The sequence below is a fragment of the Paracoccus sp. MC1854 genome, assembly GCF_014164635.1.
Taxonomy (GTDB): Bacteria; Pseudomonadota; Alphaproteobacteria; order Rhodobacterales; family Rhodobacteraceae; genus Paracoccus.
In genome coordinates this window covers 110,746-125,837 of sequence record NZ_JACJFU010000007.1, presented here as the reverse complement: position 1 = coordinate 125,837, position 15,092 = coordinate 110,746, and the positions used below count along the sequence as shown (strand labels likewise).

The 15,092-nt window shown below is 68.6% G+C and carries 15 protein-coding genes; 7 read left to right on the top strand and 8 right to left on the bottom strand.

The window, feature by feature from the left end; genetic code table 11:
• The first annotated feature begins 13 nt into the window (after positions 1 to 13).
• Genes H5395_RS08305 through H5395_RS08295 form a run of 3 tightly spaced genes read left to right on the top strand, consistent with a single transcriptional unit; the run spans position 14 to position 2,537 of the window.
• Positions 14 to 940: an AEC family transporter gene (locus H5395_RS08305; protein WP_182792098.1), complete on the top strand. Its 927-nt coding sequence runs from the start codon at positions 14 to 16 to the stop codon at positions 938 to 940.
• 5 nt (positions 941 to 945) lie between these two features.
• Positions 946 to 1,743: a crotonase/enoyl-CoA hydratase family protein gene (locus H5395_RS08300; protein WP_182792097.1), complete on the top strand. Its 798-nt coding sequence runs from the start codon at positions 946 to 948 to the stop codon at positions 1,741 to 1,743.
• Positions 1,740 to 2,537 carry an alpha/beta hydrolase gene (locus H5395_RS08295; RefSeq protein ID WP_182792096.1) on the top strand — a complete coding sequence of 266 codons (798 nt, stop codon included), beginning with the start codon at positions 1,740 to 1,742 and terminating at the stop codon, positions 2,535 to 2,537. The genes H5395_RS08300 and H5395_RS08295 overlap by 4 nt, the downstream gene beginning before the upstream one ends.
• Positions 2,538 to 2,587: 50 nt before the next feature.
• Here H5395_RS08295 and H5395_RS18860 read toward each other — a convergent pair whose 3' ends face one another.
• The gene (locus tag H5395_RS18860; RefSeq protein ID WP_234450730.1) at positions 2,588 to 3,802 is read right to left on the bottom strand and encodes a BON domain-containing protein; all 1,215 of its coding nucleotides are present in this window, start codon (positions 3,800 to 3,802) and stop codon (positions 2,588 to 2,590) included.
• A gap of 144 nt (positions 3,803 to 3,946) precedes the next feature.
• Positions 3,947 to 5,272: a 4-aminobutyrate--2-oxoglutarate transaminase gene (locus H5395_RS08285; RefSeq protein ID WP_182792095.1), complete on the bottom strand. Its 1,326-nt coding sequence runs from the start codon at positions 5,270 to 5,272 to the stop codon at positions 3,947 to 3,949.
• Between the two features lie 142 nt (positions 5,273 to 5,414).
• Here H5395_RS08285 and H5395_RS08280 point away from each other — a divergent pair, with 142 nt between their 5' ends.
• Positions 5,415 to 6,140: a rhomboid family intramembrane serine protease gene (locus H5395_RS08280; RefSeq protein ID WP_182792094.1), complete on the top strand. Its 726-nt coding sequence runs from the start codon at positions 5,415 to 5,417 to the stop codon at positions 6,138 to 6,140.
• Here H5395_RS08280 and mnmD read toward each other — a convergent pair.
• Positions 6,137 to 6,787: a tRNA (5-methylaminomethyl-2-thiouridine)(34)-methyltransferase MnmD gene (gene mnmD / locus H5395_RS08275; protein ID WP_182792093.1), complete on the bottom strand. Its 651-nt coding sequence runs from the start codon at positions 6,785 to 6,787 to the stop codon at positions 6,137 to 6,139. The genes H5395_RS08280 and mnmD overlap by 4 nt on opposite strands.
• Before the next feature lie 43 nt (positions 6,788 to 6,830).
• On the opposite strand from mnmD, the gene H5395_RS08270 reads away from it, so the two are divergent.
• Positions 6,831 to 7,871, top strand: a complete 1,041-nt coding sequence (locus H5395_RS08270) for an FAD-binding oxidoreductase (protein ID WP_182792092.1) — start codon at positions 6,831 to 6,833, stop codon at positions 7,869 to 7,871.
• 363 nt (positions 7,872 to 8,234) lie between these two features.
• Here the strand turns inward: H5395_RS08270 and H5395_RS08265 are convergent, their stop codons facing one another.
• From H5395_RS08265 to H5395_RS08250, 4 genes are all read right to left on the bottom strand, one after another.
• Positions 8,235 to 8,561: a DUF1992 domain-containing protein gene (locus tag H5395_RS08265; RefSeq protein WP_182792091.1), complete on the bottom strand. Its 327-nt coding sequence runs from the start codon at positions 8,559 to 8,561 to the stop codon at positions 8,235 to 8,237.
• Positions 8,558 to 11,617, bottom strand: a complete 3,060-nt coding sequence (locus tag H5395_RS08260) for a valine--tRNA ligase (protein WP_182792090.1) — start codon at positions 11,615 to 11,617, stop codon at positions 8,558 to 8,560. Before H5395_RS08260 ends, H5395_RS08265 begins: the two co-directional genes overlap by 4 nt.
• A gap of 70 nt (positions 11,618 to 11,687) precedes the next feature.
• Positions 11,688 to 12,491, bottom strand: a complete 804-nt coding sequence (locus H5395_RS08255) for a VOC family protein (RefSeq protein ID WP_182792089.1) — start codon at positions 12,489 to 12,491, stop codon at positions 11,688 to 11,690.
• A 76-nt stretch (positions 12,492 to 12,567) separates the two neighbouring features.
• Positions 12,568 to 13,299: a DUF1428 domain-containing protein gene (locus H5395_RS08250; protein WP_182792088.1), complete on the bottom strand. Its 732-nt coding sequence runs from the start codon at positions 13,297 to 13,299 to the stop codon at positions 12,568 to 12,570.
• Positions 13,300 to 13,404: 105 nt separating this feature from the next.
• Here H5395_RS08250 and H5395_RS08245 point away from each other — a divergent pair, with 105 nt between their 5' ends.
• On the top strand, positions 13,405 to 14,070 hold the full coding sequence (locus H5395_RS08245) for a helix-turn-helix domain-containing protein (protein WP_234450731.1): 666 nt from the start codon (positions 13,405 to 13,407) through the stop codon (positions 14,068 to 14,070).
• Positions 14,067 to 14,540 (top strand): VOC family protein, encoded by a 474-nt coding sequence (locus H5395_RS08240; protein WP_182792087.1) that lies wholly within the window; start codon positions 14,067 to 14,069, stop codon positions 14,538 to 14,540. Before H5395_RS08245 ends, H5395_RS08240 begins: the two co-directional genes overlap by 4 nt.
• A 3-nt stretch (positions 14,541 to 14,543) precedes the next feature.
• On the opposite strand, the gene H5395_RS08235 is transcribed toward H5395_RS08240, so the two are convergent.
• Entirely contained in the window at positions 14,544 to 14,975 is a 432-nt protein-coding gene (locus H5395_RS08235; protein WP_182792086.1) for an Lrp/AsnC family transcriptional regulator, read from the bottom strand.
• Positions 14,976 to 15,092: the final 117 nt, after the last annotated feature.

Below are 15,092 nucleotides of genomic sequence, written 5' to 3'. Positions count from 1 at the left end.
GGGAGGAACGCCCGTGCTGGCGATCTTTCTCAAGACGCTGCCGTTCTTTGCACTGATCGGGACCGGCTGGCTGGCCGGGCGGCTGCGGCTGTTCTCGGCCGAGGCGACGGCGGCGCTGACGAAATTCGTCTTCTATTTCGCGCTGTCGGCGATGCTGTTCGGCTTTGCCGCCTCGCTGAACATCCGCGAACTGTTCGACCTGCGTTTCGCGCTGGCCTATGTGGCAGGTTCTGCCGTGGTCTGGCTGCTGGTCGCAGCCATCGCCCGTAGCCGTGGCTCGCCCGCCCCCGAGGCAGCGATGCTGGCCCATACGGCGATCACGGGGAACACGGGCTTTCTGGGCGTGCCGATGCTGGTCGTGCTGCTGGGGCCGGCGGCGGTCGGGCCGGTGCTGATGGTGCTGGCGCTGGATCTGGCGGTCTTCGCCATGCTGGTCACGCTGATCGTCGCGGCGGTCCGCCACGGCCGCATCGGGTTCGGCACCTTCCTGCCGGTCCTGAAGGGCATCATCCGCAACCCGATGATCGGCTCGATGGCGGCGGGGCTGCTGTGGTCCGCCCTGCGCCTGCCATGGCCCGCGCCCGCGGCCGAGTTCATGACGCTTCTGGGCGGGGCCGCGACCCCCGGCGCGCTGTTCGCCATCGGCGCTTCGCTGGCGCACCGTCCGGCCGAACGGCTGGGGCCGGCCGCGTGGCTCAGCGGGGCCAAGCTGATCCTGCACCCGGCCGCCGTGGCGCTTGCGGCCTTCGTGCTGGCGGTCGAACCCACGGCCGCCGGGGTGATGATCGCCGCCGCCGCCCTGCCGGTCGCGGGCACCGTCCATATCCTCGCGCACCACTTCGCGCTGGCCGAGCAGCGCGTCTCGGCCACGATCCTCGTGTCCACGGCGGGCTGCATCCTGACCCTGCCCTATGTCATCCACCTGATTACGAAAGGCTGAACCTCATGCGGACCCTCCCTGACCTGCCCTTGGAAAACCTCCGCCTGAACGTGGACGAAGATGGCATCGCCACGGTGACGCTGAACCGCCCCGCCAAGCGCAACGCGCTGGACGCGGCCACGGTCGAGGAACTGGTGGACGTCTTCACCGCCCTGCCCCGCGCGGGCGTGCGCGCCTGCGTGCTGCGGGGCGAAGGCACGCACTTCAGCGCAGGGCTGGATCTGGTGGAACATTACCACGCGAACCGCAGCGCGTCCGACTTCATGCATGTCTGCCTGCGCTGGCACGAGGCCTTCAACAAGATGGAATACGGCGGCGTCCCCATCATCGCCGCCCTGAAGGGCGCGGTCGTGGGCGGGGGGCTGGAGCTTGCCTCGGCCGCCCATATCCGGGTCGCGGACCAGTCCACCTATTTTGGCCTGCCGGAAGGCCAGCGCGGGTTGTTCACCGGCGGGGGCGCGACGATCCGGGTGGCGGACCTGATCGGCAAGGCGCGGATGATCGACATGATGCTGTCGGGCCGCCTGTATCGCGGGCAGGAGGCGGTGGACGTGGGCCTTGCCCAGTATCTGGTCGATGATGCCGAGGCCAAGGCCTACGAGATCGCTCGCGCCGCGGCCCAGAACCCGCCGCTTTCCAACTTCGCCATCTGCTCGGCCATTAGCCACATGCAGAACATGAGCGCGCTGGACGCGGCCTATGCCGAGTCGGTCGTGGCCGGCATGGTGAACACGCAGGAGGCCGCCAAGGCCCGGCTGGAAGCTTTCGCCAAGGGGACGGCGGCCAAGGTGAAGCCCGCATGATCGTGGATGGCATCGCCGACTGGGACGACGCTTATGCCAATATCGCCCATATCCCCGGCGGTGCGGAGATCCCGGACCGATGGCTGCGCGACGCCGCCGCCTTTCGGGCCATGCACCCACCCGAGGCGGGCGAAGCTGGCGAATTTTACCGCCCCGAGGGGCCACCCAAGGGGCTGATGGTCTTTGTCCACGGCGGCTACTGGGTGAAGTTCGGGCCGGGGTGGTTCTCTCACTTCTCGCAAGGCGCTCTGGCGCGGGGCTGGGCGGTGGTGCTACCCGGCTATCCGCTTGCGCCGGCGGGCACACTGGCCGAAATGCGGGACGCGGTGGCGGCGCAGGTGGCCATGGCGGCCGAGCGGATAAAGGGACCGATCGCGCTAGCCGGCCATTCCGCAGGGGGTCATCTGGCCGCGCGGCTGATCTGCAGGGACAGCCCGCTTCCGGCGCCGGTGCTGGCCCGCATCCGGCGCTGCCTGACGATCTCGGGCCTCTTCGACCTGCGGCCGCTGCAGTTCACCGCCATGCAGGGCGACCTCGGGCTGACGGACGAGGTCGCGCATAGCGAAAGCCCGCTGTTCCACCTGCCCGCCCGCGATCTCGACCTGCATGTCTGGGTCGGCGCGGACGAGCGGCCAGTCTTTGTCCAGCAGTCGCGCCTGATCCACGCGGCATGGGCGGGTATCCCGAACCGGACCGAGCTGATGGTCGAGGCCGGGCGGCACCACCTGGATGTCATCGACGGGCTGACCGACCCTGCGCATCCGTTGACCGAGGCGCTTCTGGGCGGCCTCTAGACGCGGAAACGGGCGGCCCGTCGGCCGCCCGCCTCTTTCATCCGCTCCGCTCAACTGCGGCTGGACGAACCCGAACCCGTCGAGGAACCGCTGGACGAGCCCAAGGACGAGCCGGACGAGCCGCTGCCGCTGGAACCGCTGGACGAACCGCTACCCGACCCGACCGAGCCGCTCATCGTGCCCGACGAGCCGCCGGACTCGCCGGAGCCGAAGCCCCCGGTCGTCCCGCTGCTGCCGCCCGAGGACCCGCCTGACCCGCTCATCGACCCCGAGGACGAGCCCTTGACGCGCAGGTTGTTCTGGACGTGGTTCACGCCCATGACCCGCTCGGCGATGTCCTCTGCCAGGCGCTTGGCCTGGCGGTTCTCCACTTGGCCGCTCAGCGTGACCTCGCCGCCCTTGACCTCGACCTCGATGTCAGAGGCGTCGATCATGTGGTCGTCGGACAGGCGGTCGGACACGTCCTCGCGCACCCGGTCATCGGACCGCGAATAGCCCTTGGGGCCTCGCCCGCGATGGGAACCCGTCTCTCCGCTGCCGCCCTGGGCGCCGCGGAACGAGCCGTCCTCGCCCCATGTGTCCACGCCCCGGCCGAAGCCGCCGCCGGCCGCGCCCATGCCCGCGCCCATTCCGGCACCGCGCCGCGCGCCCATACCGCCGCCGTAGCCCGAGCCGTAGTCGCCCGAGTAGCCGGACCCGTAGTCGCCCGAATAGCCGGAGCCATAGCCACCCGAGCCACCCGAGTAGCCAGCGGACCCGAAGTCCGAGCCGCGCCACTGCCCGCCGCGCTGGGCGCCGCGGTCCGCTTCGTCGCTCCAGTCGCGGTCCTGACCGCCACCGCCATAGCCGCCGCTGCGGCCGTAGTCGCCGCCATAGCCGCGCGACGAGCCGCCGCTGAGATTGCGGCCGGCATAGTCATAGCTGGTGGACATGCCACGGCCGGACTGGCCGTAATCACCCTGTCCACCGTAGCCTCGGCCGCCGTAGCCACCCCCGCCGTAGCCACCGCGGCCCTGTTCTGTGCCGCCGTAACCGCCGCGGCCCGAGTCGCCGCCGCCATAGCCGCTGCCGTAGTCACCGCCGCGATAGCCCCGGCCACTGTCATGACGGCCATATTCCGAAGGCCCCGCCCAGTCACGGTCGCTGATCATGCCGGGATGGTCGGGGTCGCCATAGCGGCGGCTGGCCCGCAACTCGTCGTCCCGGTCATTGCGCCCCGCCTCGCGGCGCCGGTTGTCACGGTCGTAGCGATTGTCGTCCTGCATTGGGAACATCCTCCTTTTGCACAGCCGCTGTGGCAGCGGCGACACAAGGACAATGTTTTTCGATGCCGCTTGGTTTACAGGCAGATCACCGCAGGTCTGCCTGTTCCGCGGGCAGGCGGCACTGCCGGGACCGTGCGCCGCGCCTCAGGCCTCCTGCTTTCCCGGTGCCAGTTGCCCATCTTTTTCCAAGGCCCCGCGGGAGGATACGCGCGCCGCCCTGATTGAATCCTCGATGATGTCCAGCGCCTCGTCAAAGACCGGATCGGGCACGGTAAGCGGCGGCAGGAAACGAATCACATTGCCGTGAACGCCGCAGGTCAGAAGGATCAGGCCGCGCCTCAGCGCCTCTTCTCGCACGCGGTTGGTGAACTCGGGCGAGGGCCTGTCGCTGTTTGCGACGTTGAACTCGACCGCGTTCATCAGGCCGGGGCCGCGGATGTCCACGATCTCGGGCACATCGTCGCGCAAGGACGCGAGGCGCTGCTTGAGCCGCTGGCCCAGCCGCTCGGCCCGCTCGGCCAGCCCCTCCTCCTCGATCACGTCCAGCACCGCATGGGCGGCGGCCACGCCCAGCGGGTTGCCGGCATAGGTGCCGCCAAGCCCGCCGGGGTTCGGCGCGTCCATGACCTCGGCACGGCCAGTGACAGCGGAAATCGGCAGTCCACCGCCCAGACCCTTGGCCATGCAGGTGATGTCGGCCGCGACCCCGTGCAGCTCCATTGCGAACAACCGCCCTGTGCGGGCAAAGCCGGTCTGCACCTCGTCGGCGATCAGCAGCATCCCGTGGTCGTCGCAAAGCTGGCGCAGCTTCTGCATGAAGCCCGAAGGGACGGGGTAGAAGCCGCCCTCGCCCTGCACGGGTTCGACGATGATCGCGGCCACGCGGGCGGGATCGACGTCGGCCTTGAACAGCTTGTCCACGGCGGCAAGCGCATCCGCCTGGGTGACTCCGTGCAACTCGTTCGGAAAGGGCAGGTGCCAGACGTCGGGCATCATCGCCCCGAAGCCCGCCTTGTAGGGCTGGACCTTGCCGGTCAGCGTCATCCCCATGAAGGTGCGGCCGTGGAAGGCCCCGGTGAAGGCCACGACGGCGCTGCGGCCGGTGGCGAAGCGGGCGATCTTGATCGCGTTTTCCACCGCCTCGGCGCCGGTAGTGGCGAAGATGGTCTTCTTCTCGAAATCGCCGGGGACCAGCGCGTTCAGCCGCTCGGCCAGCGAAACGTAGTTCTCATAGGGCACGACCTGGTGGCAGGTGTGGGTGAAGCGGTCCAATTGGTCCTTCACTGCCTGCACCACCTTCGGGTGCCGGTGGCCCGTGTTCACCACCGCGATGCCTGCGGCGAAGTCGATATAGCGGTTGCCGTCCTTGTCCCAGATCTCGGCGTTCTCGGCCCGCTCGGCATAGATCTGCGTGGTCATCCCCACCCCGCGCGAGATCGCGGCGTTCCTGCGGTCGGTCATCGTGGTCATCGGCGCGTTCCCCGGCGTGCATCGGCGCCATCGGCGCCCGTCGGCCTTATCTGTAGCCTGTGAACCGATCCGCACAATGGGGTGTTTGGGTGGCACGGTCGGGCACCGCACCCCACCATCCCTGCAGCCGAAAGGGCCGGCCATGTTCCCGATCCGCGACCACAACCCGTCCGAGCGCACGCCCGTTGTCACCTATGCGCTGATCGTGCTGAACGTGGCGATGTTCCTGCTGACCATGCCCTGGGCCGGCGGCATGGTCTGGCTGTGGGAACGGCTGGCGCTTTACCCCGTCGCGGTGGTGCATGGGGAACTGCTGTGGGGCTGGGTCACCCACATGTTCCTGCACGCGGGCCTGCTGCACCTTGGCGGCAACATGCTGTTCCTGTGGATTTTCGGGGACAACCTTGAGGATCAGATGGGGCATCTTGGCTTTCTGGTCTTTTACCTCGGCTGCGGGCTGGCGGCGGCCGCGGCGCAGGTCTGGGCCGAGCCGATGCTGGGCGTGCCGATGGTCGGCGCCTCGGGCGCGATCGCCGGGGTGATGGGGGGCTACCTGCTGATGTTCCCGCGCGCCAAGGTGGATGTGGTGGCGATCATCATCATTCTCATCAAGATGTTCACCATCCCGGCCTGGGTGATGCTGGCGGTCTGGTTCGCGGTCCAGCTTTTCTCGGGCTACGCGATGATCGGGGGCGATGCGGGTGTGGCCTACTGGGCCCATGCGGGGGGCTTCGTCGCCGGGATCGTGCTGGCCCTGCCCCTGTTCCTGCGGCGCGGAGGCCCCGCCTTCTGGCGGATCACCCACGGCCAGCCGCCCCATCCGCCGGTCGAATACGCCCCCAGCCGCATCCCGCAGGTGCGCCGCTAGGGCCTGACGCCCCGGCTCATGTGCCGCTTGCCGGCAAAGCCGGGCGCGCGCTCGACGGCGAAGCCCGCCGCCGCCAGCGCCCGGCGGACATGGCCCGCGGCGGTATAGGTGGCGAAGCTGCCGCCGGGCGCGGTGTGGCGGCCGACCTCGGCCAGCAGCGCCTCGGACCACAACTCCGGGTTCTTCGCGGGCGCAAAGCCGTCCAGGAACCAGGCGTCGGCCATGCCCTGCCATGCGGGAAGCGTCTCACGCGCATCGCCAGTGATGATCCCGGCGGTGACATGGCCGACGCGGAAGCTGGGCGCGCCCCAGCCTGCCCGCAACTCGGCCGAAAGCCGGGCCAGTCCGGGAAAGGCGGCATGGGCGCGGGCGAGTTCGTCCACCGTCATCGGAAAGGCCTCGAAGCTGGAAAAGCGCACAGGCACGGTTGCGGCCTCGGCCAGCGCGAGCAGGTTCAGCCCGGTGCCGAAACCCGTTTCCGCGACGTGAAAGCCGGGCCGCAGGCGCAGGGGCAGGTCGTTGCCCGCCAGAAACACATGGCGCGTCTCCTCCAGCCCCCCGGCCAAGCTGAAATACGGGTCGTCGAAGCGCCGCGACACCGGGATCGCGCCGCGCCAGTCCAGCCCGCTCTGGTCGTCATCGGTCATCGGCGCTAACTCCCTTCGCGGCTCATGCGGAAAGGGCGATGCGATGGCAAGCAGGGTGACGGTGATCGGCGCCGGGATCTTCGGCCTCGCATGCGCCTGGGAGTGCATGCGCCGAGGCGCGCAAGTGCGGGTGATTGAGGCCGAGCGTGTCGGCGCAGGCTCCAGCGGCGGCACGGTGGGGGCGCTGGCCCCGCATGCGCCCGAGAACTGGAACGCCAAGAAGCAGATGCAGCTTGACGCGCTGCTCGCGGCCGAAGGCTGGTGGGCCGGGATCGCGCAAGCGGGTGGCGTCGATCCCGGCTATGCGCGGACTGGCCGCATCCAGCCGGTCGATCCCGCCACGCCGGACCGCCTCCGCGCCCGCATCGCGGCGGCGGCCGAAGTCTGGCCCGCGCCCTTCCGCATGGCGCTGACCGAGACGCCAGAAGGACTGCTGCTGCCCGTCAGCGACAGCGGGCTTTATCTCACCGACACCCTTTCCGCGCGCCTGTCGCCTCGCCGCGCCTGTGCGGCGCTGGCCGCGGCGATCCGAGCCAAGGACGGCGAGATCGAGGAAGGCGCCGGGCAGCAATCGCCGGACAGGGTGGAAAGCCCCGCCATCTGGGCCGCCGGAGCTGCCGGGCTTGCCGCCCTTTCCATCGATCTCGGGCGCAGCATGGGCAATGGCGTCAAGGGACAGTCCGCGCTGCTGGCCCATGCCGCCCCGGACGCGCCGCAGGTCTTTGCCGAAGGCCTGCACATCGTCCCCCATGCGGATGGCACGGTCGCCATCGGCTCGACATCGGAACGCGACTTCATCGACGCCACGGAGACGGACACCCAACTCGACCCCCTGATCGAGCGCGCCCGCACCCTCTGCCCCGCGCTGGCCGATGCTCCCATCATCGACCGCTGGGCCGGAATCCGCCCCCGCGCCGCCAGCCGCGCTCCGCTGCTGGGCCCATGGCCCGGCCGCCCCGGCCATTTCGTGGCAAACGGAGGCTTCAAGATCGGCTTCGCCATGGCCCCTGTCATCGCCGCCTTGATGGCCGATCTGGTCCTCGAAGCCACCGATCGCATCCCCGCCGATTTCCGCCTGAAATGACAATGCGGACCATGTAGCCGAACGGCTTGAACGACGCAGGATGGTTTGTTGCGCGCACCATCTTGAGTGACACTGCTTTATAGCAGTGCGTGCAGATCGCTCACCCTGCATTCCCGAAAAATCCTGATATCCCTTTCGCCAGCGCCAAACCCGGACGCAGAGGCAGAGGCAGGATGCGTGATCTTCACGCACCATCCACACTGATGGCGCATCACAAGGATGCGTGCGTGGGACACCCCTCCAATAAGGCTTGGGAATGATACGGGCAGCCTTTGCGCGCACCATCTGCCGCTGCAGCATACCACCCACGGCTTCTTTCTGGCCCAAGTACCCATCTTGGGGCGCGGCCGCACCTCAAGTGCCTCAGCCCGACGCGAAGCGCCTGCGCTGGTCGGCAGCCATGCCGCGCTTCAGTTCCAGCAGGGCGATCTGCTTCTGCAGGCGGGTGCGCTCGGCCTCGTCCTCGATCTGGTCCAGGACCGCACGCTTGGCCTCGATGTCCTTAGCCATCTGCAACTCGGGTGGCAGGAAGCCCGCGTCGGACATCATGCGGTACATGACATCCTCCGAGGTTTCCCGCAGGCGGTCGCGGTCAATCGGCTTGCCTTCGCCGCGCAAGCCGCTCAACTGCCCCCTCGCCGCGGCCTCGTCGATGCGCCGCAGGGCGATGCGTTCAAACCAATGCGTCAAAAACTCCTCAACTGCTCCAGCGCGGCGCGGGTGCGGGCGATGTCCTCGTCCAGATCGGCCAGCTTGCCGCGCGTGTCCTCGATGACCTCGGGGTCGGCGTTCTGCGCGAACCTGGGGTTCGACAGCCGCCCCCGCAAGCCTGCCGCGTCCTTCTCGACCTTGGCCAATGCCTTCTCCAGCCGCGCCGTCTCGGCGCCCGCGTCGATCACGTCCCCGATGGGCAGCGCGAAGGACGCGCCCGGCGCCGCCACCGCGATCATCCCGCGCCCCGCCGCGCCATCAACGGGCGGGTTCACCCGCGCCAGCCGCTCGACCAGCGGCGCGTTGGCGGCCAGCGCCGCGCGGGCGGCCGGATCGGCCTCGGTCACGATCAGGTCCAGCTTCGCCCCTGCCGGCACCCCCATCTGGGCGCGGGCAGACCGGATACCCTCGACCAGCCCGATGACCCAATTCATCTGCCGGTCCGCCACCGGGTCGATCAGTTCCGTCCCATAGGTCGGCCAGTCCCCGTGCACCAGCATGGTCGAACGGTTGCCGGTCAGCGCCCAGATTTCCTCGGTCACGAAGGGCATGATCGGATGCAGCATGGTGATCGCCTGCTCGATCACCCAACGCATCGTGGCGCGGGTTTCATCCGCATGTTCGCCGTCGAGCAGGGGCTTGGCGAACTCCACATACCAGTCGCAGACCTTCCCCCAGACAAAGGCGTAAAGCCCCTGCGCCGCGTCGTTGAAGCGATAGCCCGCCAGCGCCTCGTCCAGAGCCAGCCGCGCCCGTGCCGTCTCGCCCATGATCCAGCGGTTCACCGTATGCTGCGGCGCGGGCTGGTCCGAGGGGGCCGAGAACACGCCGTTCATCTCGGCAAACCGCGTGGCGTTCCAGATCTTGGTGACGAAGTTGCGGTTCGCCTCGACGTGCTTCGGCCCCAGCTTGGGGTCGCGGCCCATCGCGGCCATGCTGGTCAGGGTGAAGCGCAGGGCGTCCGCCCCGAACTGGTCGATCAGGTCCAGCGGGTCGATGACATTGCCCTTGGACTTGGACATCTTCGCGCCCTTCTCGTCCCGGACGAGGCCGTGGACATAGACGGTGCGGAAGGGGACTTCTCCGACGACCGCAAGCTGCATCATCATCATCCGGGCCACCCAGAAGAAGATGATGTCGAAGCCGGTGATCAGCGTGTCGGTCGGGAAATAGCGGCGCAGTTCCTCGGTGTCCTCGGGCCAGCCCAGCGTCCCGATGGGCCAGAGGCCGGAGGAGAACCAGGTGTCCAGCACGTCCGGATCGCGCCAGACGGGATAGACGATGCGGGTCGGATCGCCCGTGGTCTGGTATTCCGCCAGTCCCATGGCAAAGGCGTCCACTGCGGCCTCGCGGTCCTCGACCTCGATCACCGAACCCGTGGCGATGGGCGCAGGCTGGGCGGCAAGCTCGTCGAAGAACTTCGCCCGCACCTCGTCGAAGCTGGCGGCGCAATGCTGGATCTCGCCCGGCCGCACCAGCCGGTCCTCGTTCAGCAGGCGCAGCATCTCGACCGGGTCAAGCTGGTCGTCGCCCTGGTCGTCGCGGAAATCGGGCGCTTCCAGATCGAGGCCATACCACACCGGGATCTGGTGGCCCCACCACAGTTGGCGGCTGATCGTCCACGGCTCGATGTTCTCCAGCCAGTGGAAATACACCTTCTCATGCTGCTCGGGCAGGATGCGGGTGCGGCCCGTGCGCACCGCGTCGATGGCGGGCTGGACGATCTTCGCTGTGTCCACGAACCACTGGTCGGTCAGCATCGGCTCGACCACCACGCCCGAGCGGTCGCCGAAAGGCTGCATGATCTTCCGGCGCTCGACCCACGGGCTGCCCTCGGCGTCGGTGACGGCCAGACCCTCGGCGTTGATCGCCTCGACCACCCGCTCGCGCGCCTCGTAGCGGTCGAGGCCGCGCAGGTCCTCGGGGACAAGGTTGACCGCCGACACGTCGCCCACGTCCTCGCCCCGCGCGGCGGCGGTGGCGATGGCGGCGGACTCGGCATAGGACAGCCCGTCCTCGCGCATCCGCGCCTGCCCGTCCATCAGGGCGTAAAGCGGGATGCCGTTCCGCTGCGCCACGCCATAGTCGTTGAAATCATGCGCCCCGGTGATCTTGACCGCGCCCGAGCCGAAATCCGGGTCGGGGTAGTCGTCGGTGATGATGGGGATCAGGCGGCGATGCTCCTTCGGCCCGACCGGGATCTCGCACAGCTTGCCGACGATGGGGGCATAGCGCGCATCCCCCGGATGGACCGCCACCGCGCCGTCGCCCAGCATGGTTTCCGGCCGGGTCGTGGCAATCGAGATGTAGTCCCGCGTCTCGCGCAGGGTCACGTTGCCGTCGGCGTCGCGTTCCACGTATTCATAGGTCTCGCCGCCGGCCAGCGGATACTTGAAGTGCCACATCTGGCCATCGACCTCGCGGTTCTCGACCTCGAGGTCCGAGATCGCGGTCTCGAAGCGCGGGTCCCAGTTCACCAGCCGCTTGCCGCGATAGATCAGGCCCTTGTCATGCATGTCCACGAAGACGCGGATCACGGCGTCGTGGAAGTTGCCGCCCTCGCCCTCGGGCGCGCCCGGAGCGCCCGACATGGTGAAGGCATTGCGCGACCAGTCGAGGCTTGCCCCCAGCCGCTGCAACTGGCCGGTGATGGTGCCGCCGGATTCGCGCTTCCAGGCCCAGACCTTGCGCAGGAACTCCTCGCGCCCGATCTCGCGGCGGCCGGGCTCCTGCGCTTCGGCCATCTGGCGCTCGACCACCATCTGGGTGGCGATGCCCGCGTGGTCCTGCCCCGGCTGCCACAGCGTGTCGAAGCCGCGCATCCGGTGCCAGCGGACGAGGATGTCCTGCAGCGTGTTGTTCAGCGCGTGGCCGATGTGCAGGCTGCCGGTGACATTCGGCGGCGGGATCACGACCGAGAAGCCGGGCGCCCCCGGTTTCGCGTTCGCGCCGGCGGCGAAGGCCTGCCGCTTGTCCCACTCAGCCGCGATGCGGGCCTCAACGGTGGCGGCGTCGAAGATCTTGTCCATGCTCATCGGTCGGGTCCCCTTGCTTGGATCGGACTTACCGAAGCAAGGGGAAGGGGCCAAGGGGCAAGCGGATGCGTCAGCCCGTATGTTCCCTTGGCCCGACCAAGGCAAACCATGCGCCCTGCGGATCGCTGCAGACCGCGATGAAGGCCCCGCCCGGCACCTCGACCGGGCCATGGACAACCGCGCCGCCCGCAGCCTTGACGCGGCTGATCGCGCCCACGATGCCGTTCGCGCCGAAATAGGGCAGCCAGACAGGGGCGGAGGCATCGCCCAAGCCCATCATCCCGCCGATATCCGTCCCCTTGTGGCGGAACAGCTGGTAGGTGCCCATCGGCCCCATGTTCATCGTCTCGCCCTTGGTCCAGCCGAACAGCTCCGCGTAGAAGGCAAAGCCCGCCTCGGGGTCCGAGGACATGAGTTCATGCCAGTTCCCATGCCCCTCCTTCCGCTGGTCGAAGGCGCCCTCGCCGCGCTCGGCCTTGGCAGCGTCAGCTTCACTCATGCCCGTCATGTCGGGTTCGAGGATGCCGAAGACCGCGCCCTGCGGATCGGCGGCGATGGCGAAACGGCCGGTGCCGGGGATATAGGCCGGGCCGCGCATCACCCGGCCACCTGCGCGGGCGATGTCCTCGGCCGTCCGGTCGCAGTCATCGACGGCGAAATAGATCAGCCAGTTGGGCGGCGGCGCGCCCTCCTGCCCCTGCAGCGACATCATCCCGGCGACCATATCGCCGCCCGACTGCGCCAGCAGATAGGTGAAGTCCTTCATGCCGGCGTCCGTGATCTCCCATCCCAGAAGCCCGGCATAGAAGGCGCGGGCCGCCTCGACGTCGCCTGTCCCCAGCTCGTACCAGCAGGGGTTGCCCTGATAGGTCATGCCTCTCTCCCGACTGTGCTGCCGCGCGGCCGTGGCGCTGCAGAAGGCCCCGCGCCACGGTCCTGCATCGCGTCCCTCAGGCCCGGTCGCTGTCGAACAGCGTCTCGAACCCGGCCCAGATCATGCGCTTGCCGTCAAAGGGCATGTCGGGCATCGGCTGGCCCTCCATCGCGGCCTCCATCTTGCGCCCCGCCTCCTCGCAGGTGGCGCGGTCGGGCCAGCCGGCCCATGACATGACGATCACCTCGCCCTCCTGCGCGTCGACCGCCCGATACATGTCGGTCAGCTTGCCGCGCGGCACGTCGTCGCCCCAGCTTTCGAAATTGCCGAGGCAGCCGAAGGGCCTGAACATCTCCTCCCATGCCGAATGGGCGAGCTTCTCGAAGGCGTCGCGGTTGCCTTGCGGCACGGGCGTCAGGAAGCCCTGATAATAGCCGCCGCCCCGGTCGCTGCCATCGGCCACGAAGGACTGGAACCCGCCGAAGATCATCCGCTTGCCGTCATAAGGCGTCTCGCCCATCGTCTGACGCATTTCCTCGGGGTTCTGCATGATGTCGGCCCAGGCGGCGTCCGAGGTTGCGCGGTCGGGCCATTCGACCCAGCCGAAGCTTACGGCCTCCCCATCCTGCGCATCCACGGCCCGCAGGAAGTCGGTCTGCTTGCCGGGTTGGATGTCCTCGGCCCAGGTCTCGACCATGCGGACCGCGCCCCGCCGCTGCATCAGCGGCCAGGCGCGGCGATTGATCTGCAGGTAGGCGTCCTTGCTGGTCTTCGGCACGGGAGTAACCGATCCGGTGTAGTAAGGCATCTCGCTGTCCTTTCCGGTGGAATGTCGTCCGATGCGACTTAGGCTGCCAGATCGGTTGCAAAAAGCAACTGAAATGTTGTAAGGTGCCAGCAGGAGGCACCCGCATTGGCAGAAATCCGCAAGACCTATGGCGAGGGCTGCATTGCCGCCCATGCGCTGGACCTGATCGGCGACCGCTGGGCGCTGCTGGTGGTGCGCGAGTTGATGCTGGGCCCCAAGCGCTTCGGCGCGATCCGCGCCGGGCTGCCGGGGGTGGCCAGCAACATCCTGACCCGCCGGCTGGAAGACCTGGAACGCGCGGGCATCCTGCGCCGCCGCAGCCTGCCCGCGCCCGCCAGCGCGCCCGCCTATGAACTGACCGAAAGCGGCCTTGGCCTGCGCCCGGTGCTGCGCGAACTCTGCCGCTGGGGCGCGGCGATGCCGGGCCACGATCCCCGGCTGCCGATCAGCCCGACCGCGCTGATGCTGTCGATGGAGGCGATGATCCGACCCGCCGGACGCTTCACCGCCGGCTTCGAGATGGAGGGCGAGGCCTTCGCCCTGACCGCCGACGCGCAAGGCCTGCACATCCGCCGCACCGACGCAGCGGCCGGAGAGATGAGTTTCACCGGCCATCCCAACGACATGGCCGCGACGATCTACGGCCCCGTTCCGCTGGCGGATGTCGCCGCAAGCGGGCAGGTCCGTTTCACCGGCGACCTTTCGCGCGGGCAGGGTTTCGTGGACCTGTTCCGCCTGCGTCGCCCCATTCCCGCAGGAGAAGACGCATGACCCGCCTTATCCCCCATCTGTGGTACAATTCCGAGGCCGAGGAAGCCGCCCGCTTCTATGCCTCGGTGATCCCTGACAGCCGGATCGACCACGTCACGACGATGCCCATCGAAACCCCGTCAGGCCCGCCCGGCAGCGTCACCATTGTCGAGTTCACGCTGGCAGGACAGCCGATGGTCGGCTTCACCGGCGGACCGATGGACACGTTCAACCATGCAATCTCACTGATGGTCGAATGCGACACGCAAGGAGAGATCGACCGCATCTGGGACGCGCTTCTGGACGGCGGCGCCCCTGAACAATGCGGCTGGCTGCGCGACCGCTGGGGCGTGGCGTGGCAGATCGCCCCAAAGCGGCTGGCCGAGATGATGCGAAGCGACGACCGCGACGGCGCGGCGCGCACCGCGCAGGCGATGATGGGGATGGTCAAGCTGGACCTCGCCCAACTGGAACGCGCCTTCGCGGGCTGACCCTTACACCGCCCGGTCGAACTTGGTGGACAGGTGGACCAAGCTTTCGGACGACCGCACCCCCGTCAGATTGCCGATGCGGTCCAACAGTTCGTCCAGTTCGACCGTCGATGCGCAGCCCAGTTGCAGCAGAAGATCGACCCGCCCGCTGGTGGAATGGACCTTCTCGACCGCCGGCAGCGCCTTGAGCCGCCCGAGGATCGCGGCCTGCGCCCTCGGCTCGATCGTCAGAAGGCAGGTCGCGCGGATGCGGGTGACGCGGGCGGCCTCGCCCAGCCGCAGGGTGTATCCGGCGATGGCGCCATTGGTTTCCAGCCGTTCCAGCCGGGCCTGCACCGTTGACCGGGCCAGCTTAAGCCGCCGCGCCAGCACCGCCACCGACATCCGCGCATCCTGCCCCAGATGCGCGATGATCGCGCGGTCGGTGTCGTCCATGGTCCCTCTTGTCGATTTGACGGCCTTGCCGGTCACATTAACCGGCCCCGCGCGACGATCCATCCTTTTCATCGCCCCGAATGCGTCCCATAGGGCGCTTTCCGCGTTGATCGGCGG

Bases quoted from the DNA above. Each gene is read 5' to 3' on its own strand.
- H5395_RS08300 (WP_182792097.1), top strand. From the start codon at position 946: ATGCGGACCCTCCCTGACCTGCCCTTGGAAAACCTCCGCCTGAACGTG.
- H5395_RS08295 (WP_182792096.1), top strand. From the start codon at position 1,740: ATGATCGTGGATGGCATCGCCGACTGGGACGACGCTTATGCCAATATC.
- H5395_RS18860 (WP_234450730.1), bottom strand. From the start codon at position 3,802: ATGCAGGACGACAATCGCTACGACCGTGACAACCGGCGCCGCGAGGCG.
- H5395_RS08285 (WP_182792095.1), bottom strand. From the start codon at position 5,272: ATGACCACGATGACCGACCGCAGGAACGCCGCGATCTCGCGCGGGGTG.
- H5395_RS08280 (WP_182792094.1), top strand. From the start codon at position 5,415: ATGTTCCCGATCCGCGACCACAACCCGTCCGAGCGCACGCCCGTTGTC.
- mnmD (WP_182792093.1), bottom strand. From the start codon at position 6,787: ATGACCGATGACGACCAGAGCGGGCTGGACTGGCGCGGCGCGATCCCG.
- H5395_RS08270 (WP_182792092.1), top strand. From the start codon at position 6,831: ATGGCAAGCAGGGTGACGGTGATCGGCGCCGGGATCTTCGGCCTCGCA.
- H5395_RS08260 (WP_182792090.1), bottom strand. From the start codon at position 11,617: ATGAGCATGGACAAGATCTTCGACGCCGCCACCGTTGAGGCCCGCATC.
- H5395_RS08255 (WP_182792089.1), bottom strand. From the start codon at position 12,491: ATGACCTATCAGGGCAACCCCTGCTGGTACGAGCTGGGGACAGGCGAC.
- H5395_RS08250 (WP_182792088.1), bottom strand. From the start codon at position 13,299: ATGCCTTACTACACCGGATCGGTTACTCCCGTGCCGAAGACCAGCAAG.
- H5395_RS08240 (WP_182792087.1), top strand. From the start codon at position 14,067: ATGACCCGCCTTATCCCCCATCTGTGGTACAATTCCGAGGCCGAGGAA.
- H5395_RS08235 (WP_182792086.1), bottom strand. From the start codon at position 14,975: ATGGACGACACCGACCGCGCGATCATCGCGCATCTGGGGCAGGATGCG.